Origin of the sequence: Mucilaginibacter metallidurans, assembly GCF_003286435.2 — a bacterium.
GTDB classification, from domain to species: Bacteria; Bacteroidota; Bacteroidia; order Sphingobacteriales; family Sphingobacteriaceae; genus Mucilaginibacter; species Mucilaginibacter gossypii.
The window spans coordinates 1,720,350-1,734,804 of sequence record NZ_CP043449.1 but is presented as its reverse complement, the minus strand read 5'-3'; the positions used below and the strand labels follow the sequence as shown (position 1 = coordinate 1,734,804).

The following is a 14,455-nucleotide window of genomic DNA, read 5'->3' as shown; positions in this document are numbered from 1 at the left end:
TAAATCATCAGAGTGCTATACCCGGACCTACGGATGAAACCAGCAGTTCCATATTTACTTTTTGATTGCTGTTATGCAAGGCGCTAACCTGGATTGACGATGCCCCGTGCGGAAGGCTCAAATTGCCCCGAGTAGGAATTTCAGCGATCTTCTTTCTGTTCTTATCCGCTACATAGCAAGCATTATCCTTCAGGATAATAAATTCGCCATTGGTAATTTTTTTGTCGATTGAAAGTTCTGTACCGTCCTGAAAAGTAATCCTGATCCCGTCAGCATATCCGTCTTTTTCGGCAGATGAGATCCGTATCGCACAATCCAGCGGCTGCGCATCAAATTCATTATTTAACCGGCAGGTATTTTTTTCGATAGTGTATTGCTGGTCAGTAAAGCGGGTTTCACGTACAGGATATAAAACGAAAGACTTTTCGCCGTTTTGCACCAGGTGAAATTTAAAGTTTAAATCTTTTAAACGCTCTTTTACTGTTTTGGTGAAAATATTCAATGCCCTGGCATTTTCCCAGGCGCGGTATGCCTTGAAAATATTATTCTTTTCCGGGCAATTTTCAACAGCATGCTGGCTCAAACCAAGCATGTAGGTTGCGTTCCATCCTATTGATTTGGCTTCCAGGTTTTCAGCATCGTATAAACTCCAATCACTCTGCAAATCAACTATTCCGAATGTTGCGGGTAAATAACTGCTCTCAAAAACATATCGCATATCTTTTCCTTCTATCCCCCATTGGTTCAATACCGGATTAAACATATTATTACCGCCGCCAACATTGCAAACGCTCATATAATGCCAGTTGCCTTCATATACCGCGCTCCCCATTACGCGGAGATAATCACCTCCATTTTTTGCGTAGCTATCAAATAATTTCCTGAAAAACTGTTTAAAGGAGTATTGCCCCTGTCCCTGGTATATACAGCTCTCTAAACCATCAAAATCAATATAATCCATCCCTCCTTCTTTAAGCCACTTGCCATAATAATCTGCGTATACTTTTTGCAAATTCATATCCGGAACAAAACCACGATAGCAGTTAGGCTGCAGCTTTACTATTGTGGCACCTTTTTTATAGGCACCTCTTTTTGTTCCGTAAAGCCCCCTTTTGATATGTAAAAAGGTATAAGGCTTACTCTCGCTAATACCATTGTATTCTATAAGCTCCTTCCCTATTTTCAGTACATTGGTATGGTTACCTTCCCAGCCACCAAACTCGTTGAAATAGGCCCTGTCGGCCACCGTTATAACCGTGTCCTGGTCAGTAAGATTTTTGGTTATGGAAGTGCGCTGCATAATGGCCAGGCTATCGCTTGGTACCGGGGCCACATCACTGTTATTATCAGGCTGCAGAAATTCGCACAGGGTATGCAGTCCATACCTGATCCCATTTTTTTTCATCAATGCGCCATATTGCGGAATATCCATGGGAGCGGCGTTGTTGAAATTTATTTTTCTGTTGGTCCAGCGATTTTGTGGGTTGGGATAATATTCGCCCCATCCTTCATCCTGTACGCCTTTGATGGCTAATTGATGAGCATAGGTGATCAGGCTGTCATGAACGCCATGCCACGCGATATCGGGGCGATATGCTTTAGGATCTTTGATCCATTGACCGTCAATTTCGGGATGCGGCAGACCTTCCTTTAAAACTATTTGTTCGATAGTGCGGAGCCCGACAGAATCGGGGCAGGCAAGCAAAGCAACCGACGATCCGATAAAATCAGCATTAACCGGCGGCACCAACTGGTACCTGGCCGAATTTACCTTGCCATCCAAATTATCGGGTAACACCGGGAAGCGTATCATTTGTTCCTTTCTACGGTCTCTTGAGTGCATGCAAACTGTTGAACCAAAAGCGGGTTCAAGTCTTGCTCCGTTTCCGTAGTTCATCCGGTAATACTCTTCCGGATGTGAATAAAACGCCACGTCATTTATGCCATCTCCGCCTATTGTGAAAGTTTGACCTTCCTTAAGATTTGGAGGCAAGGGGTATTTAAGGGGATCAGGCGAATGAATAAAATAGTACATGAAAGACATGTCGCCTCCTGTTGGGGGGCCGCTGGTGGTATTGTCATTTAAACCCAGTATGCCAAATGCGAAATCATCATCTCTCACTACGCCCAGGATATCTCCTATTGTTTTAGAGATAGTTAATTTATAAGGGCCCCAAACGATATTATCAACCCCGTTTCGCGGCTTAAGCGATACCAGTTTCAATCGTACGTACTCCCCTTTTTCATCAGTTTGCACCGTTGCCACCGAGCCATTAGGATAGCGTAGTGTAATGCGCTTATTGAGCGTGTTAAATGCAGCAGCTACCGGCAGTATATAGTTTTCGCCTTTGTACAGACTAAGCAATGCAGAAACTTTACCGGCAGGGCAATATTCTTTATGGGATGATTTATCCTTAATACTGGTGATGAACCCACGTTTGTTTATACTAAGCGTAACAAACTTTGTGTTTAAAGTTATGGTTTGTGCATTTGCCTGCGGGTGAATTACCAGCATCATACTGAACGCCAGGAGAACTAAAAAACCTTTGTTCAATTTATTTATCATGTTATAAAAACTCATATATAATCAACTAAAAAGCATTTCCAATTTCTAAGCACCGCTTTCTGATCAATGATAAAAGAGGGCGCCCTGTACCACCATACAGGGACGCCTCTTCAACTAAACCTCAGGTAGTCTCATTACCGGAAGTACACTTAAAAAATAAAACACATTCGGCACCTATTGTATCACCGGATTAAAGGTTCCGCCATCCCAGCCTGTATTTTGCTGCAGATTTTTGTTTTGTAAAATATATTGCGGGTCAATAGGGCCGAAATAATAGGCATCGGGTATATTGATTTGACTGGTGGCACCAGGATCTATCGGCTCATATTTGTAATTGGTAATAGCCTTAAGAAAAGCGTTACGATCAAACGATGCCGGTGAATTTACTATCAGGTTAGAAAGCTGTGCGGCAATCCCGCTATTACTTTGCGTAATATCAATACCATATTGGGAGGATGCAGCCGCGCTGTTAAAGTACGGCCCGTAAGCATGCAGCGTACCCATGTTATTCAGTACACTAAACATCCGCCTGCGCCTTAAATCCCAAAATCGTTTTCCTTCAAAAGCAAACTCTATTGCCCGTTCGGTCATAACAGCGTTTAACGTGGCCTGATAATCAGAACCAACCGATGCAGCCAATCCGTAATTTCCTGCTCCCGCTGTGACATGGGCCCTTTGGCGGATTTGAATAATATAAGCCCTCGCTTCAGCCGGGTGTTGTACTTCATTAGCAGCCTCGGCAAGGTTAAGTAAAACCTCAGCATACCTGATGATAGGCCAATCAAAAGCCTGGCGGTTCCAAACGCTTGAACCCAATGTGGTATCAATCCCCTTACGGCAATAAAAACCCGTGATATTATAATTGGGTGTGGCTTTGTAGGCATCATCGCCGGCAATTGTGTTAAAAATCCATTGCACACGTGGTGTTATGTCCGCAAAGTCGTACCTGGCGCCATTATATACAATTGTTTGATAGAAGCGCGGATCCCTGTCCTTCCAAAACTCTGTAGGGTCATATCCCGAAGCCGGGTCGGAAATTGGGAGGCCATTTTTCATGGGATAAGCCTGCACCATCTCCCAGGTTGGATCGCAGGAGCCTGCAGCGCCAGAGGTTTCAGTTAAAGGCCTTTGCCCTTGTTGAAAGCCATTTGTTTTTTCGGGATAATGGTAGCGTAAACTCAAAACCATTTCCTTAGCAGCCCCTGCCTTATCATACCACATGTTTTCATTTGGTTTTGCAGTATTATCAGTATACAAGCCATAACCATCAGCATCTAACTCAGTTTTGGCGGCCAGCAAGGCACTATAAGCATCATTCCAATAAGTGGCATTAGGTGTTTTGCAAAACAGAGGGCTTGCTTTTAATAACAGGGCTTCGCCTTTTACTGCCATAGCCGCGCCTTTGGTAACCCGGCCCATATCATTTGAGCCCCAGGTAGCCGGCAATAAATTAATTGCGCTATCCAACTGTTTGCCAATAAAGTCAAAACACTCAAGTGACGAATTTCTTTTTACCTGTAAAGTATTTATATCGGCTGTTGGGTCCTGAACCGCGGTAATGATCGGCACCCCTCCTAATACCTTTACCATCCTGTAGTATAAATATGCGCGGAAGAAGTATGCCTGACCTTTCAGGCTTTTATAATCGGCATCAGATAAAACAGATTTACTTTTATCAATATTTGCAAAAAAGTTATTGATAGACCTTACCCTTCCCCAGTCCCAAACCCTGTCGGGGTAACCGCTTTGGCTTGTATAGGTACCTTTAAGAAAAGAGTTAAGCCCATTGCCACCACTGCCGCCAGAATACGCTTCGCCGGCCAGTTCTTCGTTCCTGTTCCAGGAAGGTAAAATATTATAGAAATTGGTTACATATCCTTTTACAAAATCAGGACTGCCCCATTCCTGCTCCGGCGTGATAGGGCCTCCCGGATGATCAACGTCAAATACTTTTTTACAGGATATTGTTAAAGCAATCATCCCCAATAAAACGAATAGTATATTGAATTTAAGTTTCATGATCTAATAATTTAATGTTTAAAGTGTTACATTAAGCCCGCAGGTAAACCCTCTTAATACCGGGTACATTCTGAAATCGCCGCCCAGTTCAGGGTCCCAATCGGTTACATGGTTCCATTGATACAGGTTTTCGCCGCTGAAATAAACTTTCACAGCTTTAACTTTTATTTTCGCCAACAAGCTTGCCGGCAAACTGTAATCAACGATTAAAGACTTTAACCGCAGGAAAGCGCCATTTTTTAACCAAAATGTAGATGACACCTCGCTATTGCTTGTGCCTTGCCAGTCGGTCATAATAGGGCTTGGCATGGTAGCGGTAGAGGCTGTTTGCGGGGTCCATGCATTTTTCCAGATGGTTAAATTATCATTGCCAGGCAACGGCCGCCTGTAGTAAACATCGGTAGGCATAATGTCGTAACGGCCCAAACCGGCAAATACAGCGGTGAGGTTAAGCCCTTTCCAGCCAAATGTGAAGTTGAAGCCATAATTAACACGCGGTATGCCGTTTTTTGAAATGATCTGCTGGTCGTTCCCATCAATTTTCCCATCGGGCGAATCGGTACCCAGCGGGCCTCTGATGTCCTTGTACATCAACATTCCGGGCTGTGGCTTGCTGCCAAATATGGTAAAATTAGGGCCGTTAGCTTTTAAAATATTATCCACGTCCTGCTGCGTTCTGATAATTCCGTCGGATACATAACCCCATATAATCCCGTTGATTGGCTGTCCGATCAAATTCTGGTAACCACGAACTGATGCAGCCTGGTCAACCTTCAGATATTTGTTGGCAGAATATGACCAGTTGCCAGACACGCGATAAAAAAAGTCATTGATGTGCCGTTCGTGGCTAAGAGATAGCTCAATACCCCGTGCCGATGCTATTCCATAATTAACTGCAGGCAAGCTCGCTCCAACTGTGCTGGGAACTGATGCCACACGTGCACCAAGGATATCGGTGGTTTTTTTGTACCATAAATCAACAGTTCCTGTGAGGATTCTTTTTGGCATGCCAAAGTCTAAACCCAGGTTGTAATTATGATTTTTTTCCCATGTGATATTGGGGTTGATAGTTGAACCCAATGTTGTTGAAGGCGGAAGCCCGGATCCTATATAAATACCTGAGTTTGCGTTAAAGTTGTAGGTTTGTTGCCACTGCCATGGAGCGGTATTATCTGTGCCGGTTATACCGTAAGAGAAACGCAGCTTCAAGACATCAAGGACTTTAGTATAATTTGCAAAGAAATTTTCATTGGCGATATTCCAGCCTGCTGAAACGGCCGGGAAATACCCCCAACGCTTATTTGCCGGGAAAATATAAGAGCCATCGGCCCTCATGGTAAAGCCAAGCAAATATTTTGAGGCATAATTGTAGTCGACCCTCCCAAAGTAAGAAGCGAAGCCTGTAGGCTGGTTCTGATCGCCCCTGATGTACCAGTCGGTGCTATTGGTTGAGCCACCATTAATTTGCTGATAGTTAGGGTTGCTGTAATTGTCATCCCAGATGGTTGAATAATGGCCCCGGTATGCCGATTGCTCATAGCCGGCAAACGCGCTGATATTATGAAGGCCAAAAGAGCGTTCATAATTCAACATCAAATCCAGTTGGTAATTAGATGACTGCGAATACGACTCCTGCAATTCGGTAGGTGCACCAATTCCCGAAATCTGGGCCTGATCTAATATCTGATAGCCTCCTGATCGTGTTAAATCCAACTTATCGGTAACGATGTGGTTATGGTCTCCACCGGTTTGGAAATAATAAATGTAAGGTGCATTACGCCATGCTTTGGTGTAATTATTGGTGGTATTGTAGGCGAAAGTACCTTTTGCTGATAGTCCGGTTATGCCGGGGATTTCATATTTCAGTTGAAAAACAGGGGTGATATTATTGCCCGACGGCTTGGTGTAGCCACCATTTCCCTTTGCCAGGTTGGCGGTATTGGTGTTATCAAAGTTGCCAACAGGAAGGCCATTAATAAAAGACGGTCGGCCGGGATTTACCATTAACAACCTGTTGTACATGTTCGACAAATTGAAATCCCCATAATCATAGGCCCAGAACGGGCGGCTGCCATTATTCCATTCGCTTTGGATATTTAAATTATAGCTCCATCGCTCAGAGATTTGTCCATCTATTTTTGCTGTTAAATTATATTTACGGAAGGAATTTGAGGTTGCCCCTTCCTGCTGGAAATAACCTGCCGAGATGTAGTACCTGGCTGCTTGCGAACCACCGCTTACAGCTAAGTTATGTGAAGTATTCCAGGGATTACGCCAGGTATCTTTTAACCAATCGTACGAATGTGTTTTGAAATAATCTAATTCATCAGGCGTATAGTAGCTTGGATCGTTTGCCGGCAAACCTTTTTGGGCAAATGCCTCATTGGCAAAAGTATAAGCATCAAAAGCGTTCATTCTCCGTGGTGTAATTTCACGGTTATTCATGGTATATGATGCATTATAGGATATAAAGGTCTTATTAGCTACGCCATGTTTTGTTGTAATCAAAACAACACCGTTACCGCCCCTGATACCATAAATTGCGGTTGATGCGGCATCTTTCAGGATACTGATATTATCGATATCGGCCGGGTTAATGGTGGCAAATGTGGTTGCATCCCTTACAAAACCGTCTATCACGTATAGCGGGTCTGTTCCGCCCTGCCAGGTGGAGGATTCCCTGATTTTAATATTAGCGCTTGCGCCGGGATAACTACCCTGCGTAGTAACGGTAACGCCCGGTGACAGGCCTTGCAACAAATTGGCGGGGGAAGATGTAGGGCGGTTTTCAAGTGCAGATGATTTAATTACACCTATTGCACCTGTCAGGTTTTCTTTTTTCTGTGTACCATAGGCAACCACAACTATTTCGCTGAGCCCGCTTACATCGGCTTCCATCTTTACCAGCATAGGTGTACCGGGAGTAACCTGCAATTCTTTTTTCACATAGCCAACAAATGAAAAAACAAGTGTTGCGTTCCCATCCGGAACCTCTATGTTGAATTTACCATTGGCGTCGGATATTGTGATGGCTTGGCTTCCCTTTACTGAAATAGTTACGCCGGCCAGGGGTATATTTTTGTTATCAAATATCTGCCCGCTTATCTTAACCGGGCTTACATTTAAGCTGGTAACCACATTATCAACAGCCTTTTCAATTTGCTGAAGGACAATATTGTTATTAACCTTTTTATAAGTTAAGGACTGATTTTTAAGGCATTCCTTTAAAGCCTCGTCTATTGAGGCATCTTTCAGATGAATGGTTACACTTTTATTCTGTACATCTTTTGAATCATAAAAAAACACATATCCTGTTTGTTTATTTATCTGGTTAAGTACTTTTTTCAGTGAGGAATTTGTTTCATCCAGGTTAATTTTTTGACTATACACTTTTGCGCTACATTCAAGAAGGGCAACTAACATGATCAAGGTAGTCAATTTCATAACTAATAACATTTTGCGCGGCCACGGACAACGCATGGCCATTAAAAAAGCATTTAATTTCATACTTTTGTTGAGTTGGGTTAACAGACAGTTAGAGACACTAAACATATTCCCGTTTTGCGGGGAGGGTTAACTCAATATTTAACCGCATTCCGATTGCCCTCGGGATGCGTTTTTTTTGAGTTAACCTTGTGGGGATGGGCCTAAATTTTGAAGGCCGGATGTGTATTTATTTTTCCATATGGTTCCTTTTATTTTGAGGTGAATAATTGGTTAATTACAGATGTTAGTTCATTACAATAATTGTTTTCCCATCTATTTTGTAATGTATTTGCTTAAAGCTCAAAATATCCAGTATTTGTGACAGATTGACGTTCCTGGAAATTTCGCCCGAGAATCTTCGTGAGGGTAATTGCCCTTCATATCTGATCTCCACACCATACCAGCGCGAAAGCTGCCGCATTACTTCCTGAATATTATTGTCTTCAAAAAAGAAAAATCCATTTTTCCAGGCCACCACTTCGTCCGCATCTACATTCATAACATCGATCAGGCCGTGATCAAACCTTGCCTGCTGCCCAGGTTTAATGATATTACTCACTTTCCCGGCTGATACTTTTACACTGCCTTCGAGCAGGGTAGTTTTAACAGCTTGCTCATCATTGTAAGCATTGATATTGAAGTGGGTGCCTAATACCTCTACTGTTTGCCCGTTTGAAATAACTTTGAAGGGCTTTTTGGCATTGTGTGCAACTTCAAAATAGGCCTCGCCGGTAAGTTCTACCCTGCGTTCGTTACCATTAAAAACTACCGGGTATTTTATTGATGACGATGCGTTTAACCATACTTTAGTACCATCAGCCAAAATAAATTGATACTGCCCGCCTTGCGGCGTAGCGGCGGTGTTATATATAATGTTCTTTGACGGATGGAAGTCCACAACAACATCCCTATAACTAATTTGGCCGTCGGCGGCTTTTTTTATAATGATGTTACCCTGCCGTGCGAGTTTTCCAATCTTTGCACCATTTAATACGATAGTGCTTCCATCCCCTAATGTTAATATGGCTTTGTTTCCGCCGGGGGCTACATCCTGTTTCTGAGGCTTAACTGCAGCTATTTGCCGGCGGGAATTATTATTAATGGTAAAAAAATATCCCCCCACAGCCATAAAAAAAAGTATTGAAGCAGCTATTGCCCAACGCGATAATTGTATCCTTTTTGTCCTTCCCTGTATTTCATTCAGCAGACTATCAAGGCTCTCTTTCTGATCTTCTTCCAATTGCTCCTGCGACAAATAAGGATCGTCGTGCTTATATTTTAAATACCAGCTTTCAACCAAAGCATTCTCTGCCGGAGTAGTCATGCCGCTGTTATACCGTTCTATTAAATCTTCGATGTCTTGTGGTTGCATAATCGTTAAAGGATATATCATCCTTATTACCCCATATACAACTACTACCGGGGGGAGGGAGTAGATAAAAATTAAAAAATTTAAAATAATTTACCGGATCATAAAACGGGGAAGGTATCACCTGTTGTGATTGTAAGAAAGCTTATTGAACACTTACTTATATTCAGCTATTTCAAGTCGCCGGATCGACATCGTCTATGCTTTCAGATATAAGAATTTGCCACAAATAAATTCAACGCAAACGTTTGTTTATCGCAACAAGGCTCATAAATATGTTTTTTGAGTTTTATAACAGCGAAGTGTTGTTATTGAAAGCCTGTATTAATTACCCCGACGGTAAAATCTTTACCAATCAGTTAAAAACAGCGCTCTTAATCAGCGGATTAAAGCGACATATCGCTCGCATTGAGGGCAAGAACCTTTTTGTTAAAGCTGATTCGCCCAAATTAACGCAAACGGTTGCGTAGAACTTTAGCGCTTAAAATCACTCCAGTCCTCTTAATTTGTAACAACAATTATACGATTAGATAAACAGGGACCCGGTTTCAGGCGATTCGTTTATCCCGGGCCTCAATGGTCATCAATCAATAAATATCGCTTTGCAAATTTATAATCAATGTAAACTTTAATGGCTTTGTACGGTAAATATAGTGACGATGATTTGATAACGCTGTTAAGGCAAGATGACATATCTGCTTTTACGGCGATTCATTCGCGCTATTACGGAGCGTTATATCAGCATGCGTATAAAAGATTGCCGGACAGGGATACTGTGAAAGATCTTTTACAGGAGCTTTTTATCCATTTATGGGACCAAAGAACATCAATTGATATTAAAGGCAGTTTACAAGCTTATTTATGTACCGCTATCCGGAACAAGGTTTTAAATGTTTTTAAGCACGAGAAAGTAAAAGCCAATTACATTACCTCGTTAATTAATTTTGAGGAAACCTGCGAATCTACAACGGATGAAAATTTAAGAAATAAAGAACTTATTGCCCTGATTAAGGCCGAAGTAAGCTCTTTACCTCCAAAAATGAAACTGATATTTGAGTTAAGCAGGGATTCAAACCTGTCGCACAACGAAATTGCCGAAATATTGGAGATAAGCCCCTTAACTGTTAGAAAGCAGGTAAACAATTCTTTAAAAATACTGAGGGCAAAATTAGCGTCACATCTGCTAACGCTGTTTTTATAACCAGGTTTTAACACTTACGTGGTGTATTTTGATATGCGATAATACCATCCTAACCGATTACAAAAAATTTATGCTGTTTTAAAATGTTCCCGGTTTTGATTCGTCTTCATTATTAAAGAAGGTTAAAATCATTAAATAAACATAACATGAAAAAGCATATCATATCAACAGCAGATAGTCAGTTGTGGGAGGGCATAGACGACTAAAAGAGTAAATTAACAAAGGTTATTAGCGGCAGGTGCTGTATCTTAGCGCCATGACGGATTATAAACTGGAAGCAGCTAAAGCCGCTTTAACCTTGATTACCCCCAATCAAATTATTGGTTTGGGAGCCGGGAGCACCATAGCTCATTTGGTTAATATGTTAGCCCAGGATCGTAAGCTTGCGGCTTCCTTAATATTTACCTCATCATCATTCAAAACAACTCAACTGCTAAGCACATACGGTTTGCGCATTCAGTGGCCTGCCTTGCTTAATAAACTCGATATCTATTTTGATGGCTGCGACCAGTTTGACAGCGAACTAAACGCCCTGAAAAGCGGCGGCGGCATCCATACTACCGAAAAGGTCCTTGCCTCAATGGCGCATGAATTTATTTTGCTGGGCGATGAGGGAAAATTCTCTGCCCAACTTAACGCTACATATCCCCTGGTTATAGAGATATTACCCCAGGCTTTACAAATTGTACTGGTAAAACTGGCAATCCTATTTCCCCAGGCCACACTTACCCAGCGTATGAGCACACAAAAAGATGGGGCTTTGATATCAGATAATGGTAATATGCTGATCGATGTACAATTTACTGAACTGCCCGAACCCGTTAAATTAAATACCCTGGTTAAAATGATACCGGGTGTTGTTGAACACTCTTTATTTTACCAAATGGCCGGCAGGGCAATTATTGCAGGCGAAAATGGTATCCGGATCATAATACCTCAACGGTAACTGTCAGTCGGCATTATTTAAAACGGCGATACCTTTTAACGTACAAACGCCATAGTTAAAATGGTTTAAAAGCTGCAGCTGGACATCCCATAAATTAAATTCGGCATGAGGATATACGGAGGCGTTAAAACCAAGTTCAATCTGGTTAACCCGCATAATGGCAATTATTCTGGTATCAATTTCGGGACGGACATACCCTTGATCGATACCTTTTTTTAACAGCTTCCCGATAATATTTACCATGAAGCCTGTTTTAAATTTCAGGTATAACATCCAGCCTTCATGATGGTACTTTTGCAGATCGAACAAGACAGCAGGGTTTACCCTCGAAAAGATCTCCCCTGTACATTTGGTGAGCTCAACCATCTCATCCATCATATTACCCGTGTCACTAATAATTGAGCAAAGCATTGCCTCATCATCGCTCAGACGCTTTTTTACAAGAGCAGTAACAAGTTCATTTTTGTCCCTGAAATGTTGGTAAATTGTTTTTTTGGAGATCCCCAGATGCCGGGCAATATCATCCATGGTAATGCTTTTTATCCCTGCTTCAAGAAAAAGCGCTTCACTCCCATTTAAAACCCGCTCCTTATCAATCATAGCATTAGGTTGTTATCAACGCGGTGATCCCCCTGATAGCGCCAATCAGGATCTCCTGGTTCATTTTTTCATCCCGCGTGAGCTGGATCATGTTAATGGCTATCAATCCATGAATTACGGCCCAGTAGGTGTAGTATTTTTTTTGAACTTCCTCCTCACTTACCTCCCGGGGTGCATACAGCGCCCGTATCACTTCAGAAACCATCTCCGGAAAAACCAATGCTTCCGCTATCCGGTTTTCTACCGGGCTGCAACCTGTACCAACAGCAAACATCAGCTGGTAAAGCTCCTTATAGGCAATTGCAAAGTTCCAGTAAGCCAACCACATAGCCTCCATCTGTTCAATGGCGTCTGTATGTGCCTCTTTTGCCAGCTTTACCATAGCTGCCAGCTTCAGGTGCCCCTTGCGGGCAAGCTCGGTATACAAAGCTTCCTTGCTTTCAAAATACTCGTAAATAGCGGGAGCAGTGTACTCAATATGCTCAGCAAGTTTCCGCATACTTAACGCATCACATCCCTCACACTTGATCATATCCAATGCAGCGTCCAGTATCTTTCGGCGGGTATCATCCTTTTGCCGCAATATCCGTTCTTTACTTCCCATGTTTTAACCTCTCAATCACAAGCAAAATTTACTTTAATTTATTCATTAATAAACAATTAACCATAATTAAATTATCAATTTGGTTTAGATGATTGTATGATAACAGGTTTTACAAAAATCAATTAGTTGGCATAGATAATAAATGTTTAAACAACTTCAAAATATGTCAAAATCACCACTGGCTATAAAAGAAGCCCGGCAGCCCAATTGCAAACCGGGCTTCATAATTAACATGGTGCTGATGTCATCTATTTCCAGCCGCCCCCTAAAGCGCGGTAAAGGTTAACTATGGCTTGTAATTCCTGCAAATGATCGTTAACGCCGCTTAACTGGGCAGCAAGCAAGTTTTGTTCTGAAGTTAAAACATCGGTATAGTTAGTTGCCGAGCTGTAACGCAGCAACTCCTTGGTATAATCAACCGATTTTTCAAGCGCCTGCAACTGTTTAACCCTTGAACCTTGTTTTTCAATGGCGTTTTGGTAGGAGAACAACGCATTAGTTACCTCCTGCCCCGCCGTGAGTAATGATTTTTGATAAGCATAATAAGCTTCCTGTTGCTGGGCTTGCGCTGTTCTTAAACGCGCCCGGTTTTGACCTTTGTTAAAAATGGGCTGGGTAATGCCGCCAACAAAGTTGTAAAATATGGAATGATCAAAAAAGTTCTTCAACTGCAGGGTTGATAAACCGGCCTGCCCGGTAATGGTAAGCTGCGGATAAAAATAAGTACGTGCCAGGTTGGTATTCTCAAACGCACTCCTGAAGGCAAACTCCGCTTCCTGCACATCCGGGCGTTTTTTTAAGAGTTGGGATGGGATGCCCGTTTTCAGGTCGGCCACAGGTTTCTGTTCGCTTAGCGTTGTACGTTTGATGGTGCCCGGCGCCCTTGCCAGTAAAATACTTAAAGCATTCTCGGCTTCACGGATGCTTTGTTTAAGGTCGGGTATGGTAACCTCGGCAGCATAACGGTTTGCTTCGCTTTGTACAACGGCCGCGCCGTTTACCACAGCACCTTCCTTCAGGGCTTTTACGGTCTCTACATCTTTTACCCGTATGGTAAGGGTTTGCTGAGTGATAGCCAATTGCTCATCAAGCGCCAGCAGGTTATAATAAGCGTTTGCTATATCGGCTATGAGCTGGGTTTGAACCGCTCTTTTTGCCGCGTCACTTTGCAGCAGTGATGCCAGCGCCGCTCTTTTCGAACTGCTTAATTTACCCCAGATATCGGCCTCCCAACTGGTACTCAAGGCTGCCTGGTAAGTAGTGGTTTTCAGGTTGAACGAGTTGGCAAACTCAGGCGGAAAATTTAAGCTTGCCGCTGATGTTTTTGCCCTCGTAACGGTTCCGCTTCCTTCCAGGCTTGGCAGATATGCCGCCTTGCTTTGGTTAAATGTTGCCTGCGCCTCGTTAATGCGCTGTACGGCAGTTTTTAAATCGAGGTTTTCACGCAGCCCCTCCTGGATCAGGTTTACCAGAACGGTATCAGAAAATAGCTGGCTTACCGGCATGCTGGCCATTGATGTGGTATCGCTGATGGTGGTATCGCGATACAGCTTATCGGTATTTACTACCGGCTGCTGGTATTTTTTTGTAACACATGAGGCAAATACCGCCGTTGCTGCCAGCGTGGCCAATATTTGCCGTTTATATGAATGGATCATTTTTTT

9 protein-coding genes are annotated in these 14,455 nt (G+C 42.7%); 2 read left to right on the top strand and 7 right to left on the bottom strand.

From position 1 onward, the window contains the following. Nucleotides 1-7: 7 nt before the first annotated feature. The 4 genes from DIU38_RS07645 to DIU38_RS07630 form a co-directional block, all read right to left on the bottom strand. Nucleotides 8-2,566 (bottom strand): hypothetical protein, encoded by a 2,559-nt coding sequence (locus DIU38_RS07645; protein WP_146750300.1) that lies wholly within the window; start codon nucleotides 2,564-2,566, stop codon nucleotides 8-10. Between the two features lie 174 nt (nucleotides 2,567-2,740). Further along, a complete protein-coding gene (locus DIU38_RS07640; RefSeq protein WP_112654238.1) occupies nucleotides 2,741-4,585 on the bottom strand; it encodes a RagB/SusD family nutrient uptake outer membrane protein in 1,845 nt (614 codons plus the stop codon). Nucleotides 4,586-4,603: 18 nt separating this feature from the next. Continuing rightward, nucleotides 4,604-8,029 (bottom strand): SusC/RagA family TonB-linked outer membrane protein, encoded by a 3,426-nt coding sequence (locus DIU38_RS07635; protein ID WP_167516107.1) that lies wholly within the window; start codon nucleotides 8,027-8,029, stop codon nucleotides 4,604-4,606. 286 nt (nucleotides 8,030-8,315) lie between these two features. Then, the gene (locus DIU38_RS07630) at nucleotides 8,316-9,443 is read right to left on the bottom strand and encodes a FecR family protein (protein ID WP_167516106.1); all 1,128 of its coding nucleotides are present in this window, start codon (nucleotides 9,441-9,443) and stop codon (nucleotides 8,316-8,318) included. A 628-nt stretch (nucleotides 9,444-10,071) separates the two neighbouring features. On the opposite strand from DIU38_RS07630, the gene DIU38_RS07625 reads away from it, so the two are divergent. Both DIU38_RS07625 and rpiA read left to right on the top strand, forming a co-directional pair. Next, complete coding sequence (locus DIU38_RS07625; RefSeq protein ID WP_112654242.1) at nucleotides 10,072-10,641, top strand: RNA polymerase sigma-70 factor; 570 nt, start codon at nucleotides 10,072-10,074, stop codon at nucleotides 10,639-10,641. A 256-nt stretch (nucleotides 10,642-10,897) separates the two neighbouring features. Then, nucleotides 10,898-11,587: a ribose 5-phosphate isomerase A gene (rpiA, locus tag DIU38_RS07620; RefSeq protein WP_112654243.1), complete on the top strand. Its 690-nt coding sequence runs from the start codon at nucleotides 10,898-10,900 to the stop codon at nucleotides 11,585-11,587. A gap of 3 nt (nucleotides 11,588-11,590) precedes the next feature. On the opposite strand, the gene DIU38_RS07615 is transcribed toward rpiA, so the two are convergent. The 3 genes from DIU38_RS07615 to DIU38_RS07605 all read right to left on the bottom strand — a co-directional run bounded on the left by DIU38_RS07615 (nucleotide 11,591) and on the right by DIU38_RS07605 (nucleotide 14,449). Beyond that, nucleotides 11,591-12,187 (bottom strand): TetR/AcrR family transcriptional regulator, encoded by a 597-nt coding sequence (locus DIU38_RS07615; RefSeq protein WP_112654244.1) that lies wholly within the window; start codon nucleotides 12,185-12,187, stop codon nucleotides 11,591-11,593. 4 nt (nucleotides 12,188-12,191) lie between these two features. After that, nucleotides 12,192-12,791, bottom strand: a complete 600-nt coding sequence (locus DIU38_RS07610) for a TetR/AcrR family transcriptional regulator (RefSeq protein WP_112654245.1) — start codon at nucleotides 12,789-12,791, stop codon at nucleotides 12,192-12,194. A 248-nt stretch (nucleotides 12,792-13,039) separates the two neighbouring features. Beyond that, the gene (locus tag DIU38_RS07605; RefSeq protein WP_112654246.1) at nucleotides 13,040-14,449 is read right to left on the bottom strand and encodes an efflux transporter outer membrane subunit; all 1,410 of its coding nucleotides are present in this window, start codon (nucleotides 14,447-14,449) and stop codon (nucleotides 13,040-13,042) included. Nucleotides 14,450-14,455 lie beyond the last annotated feature (6 nt).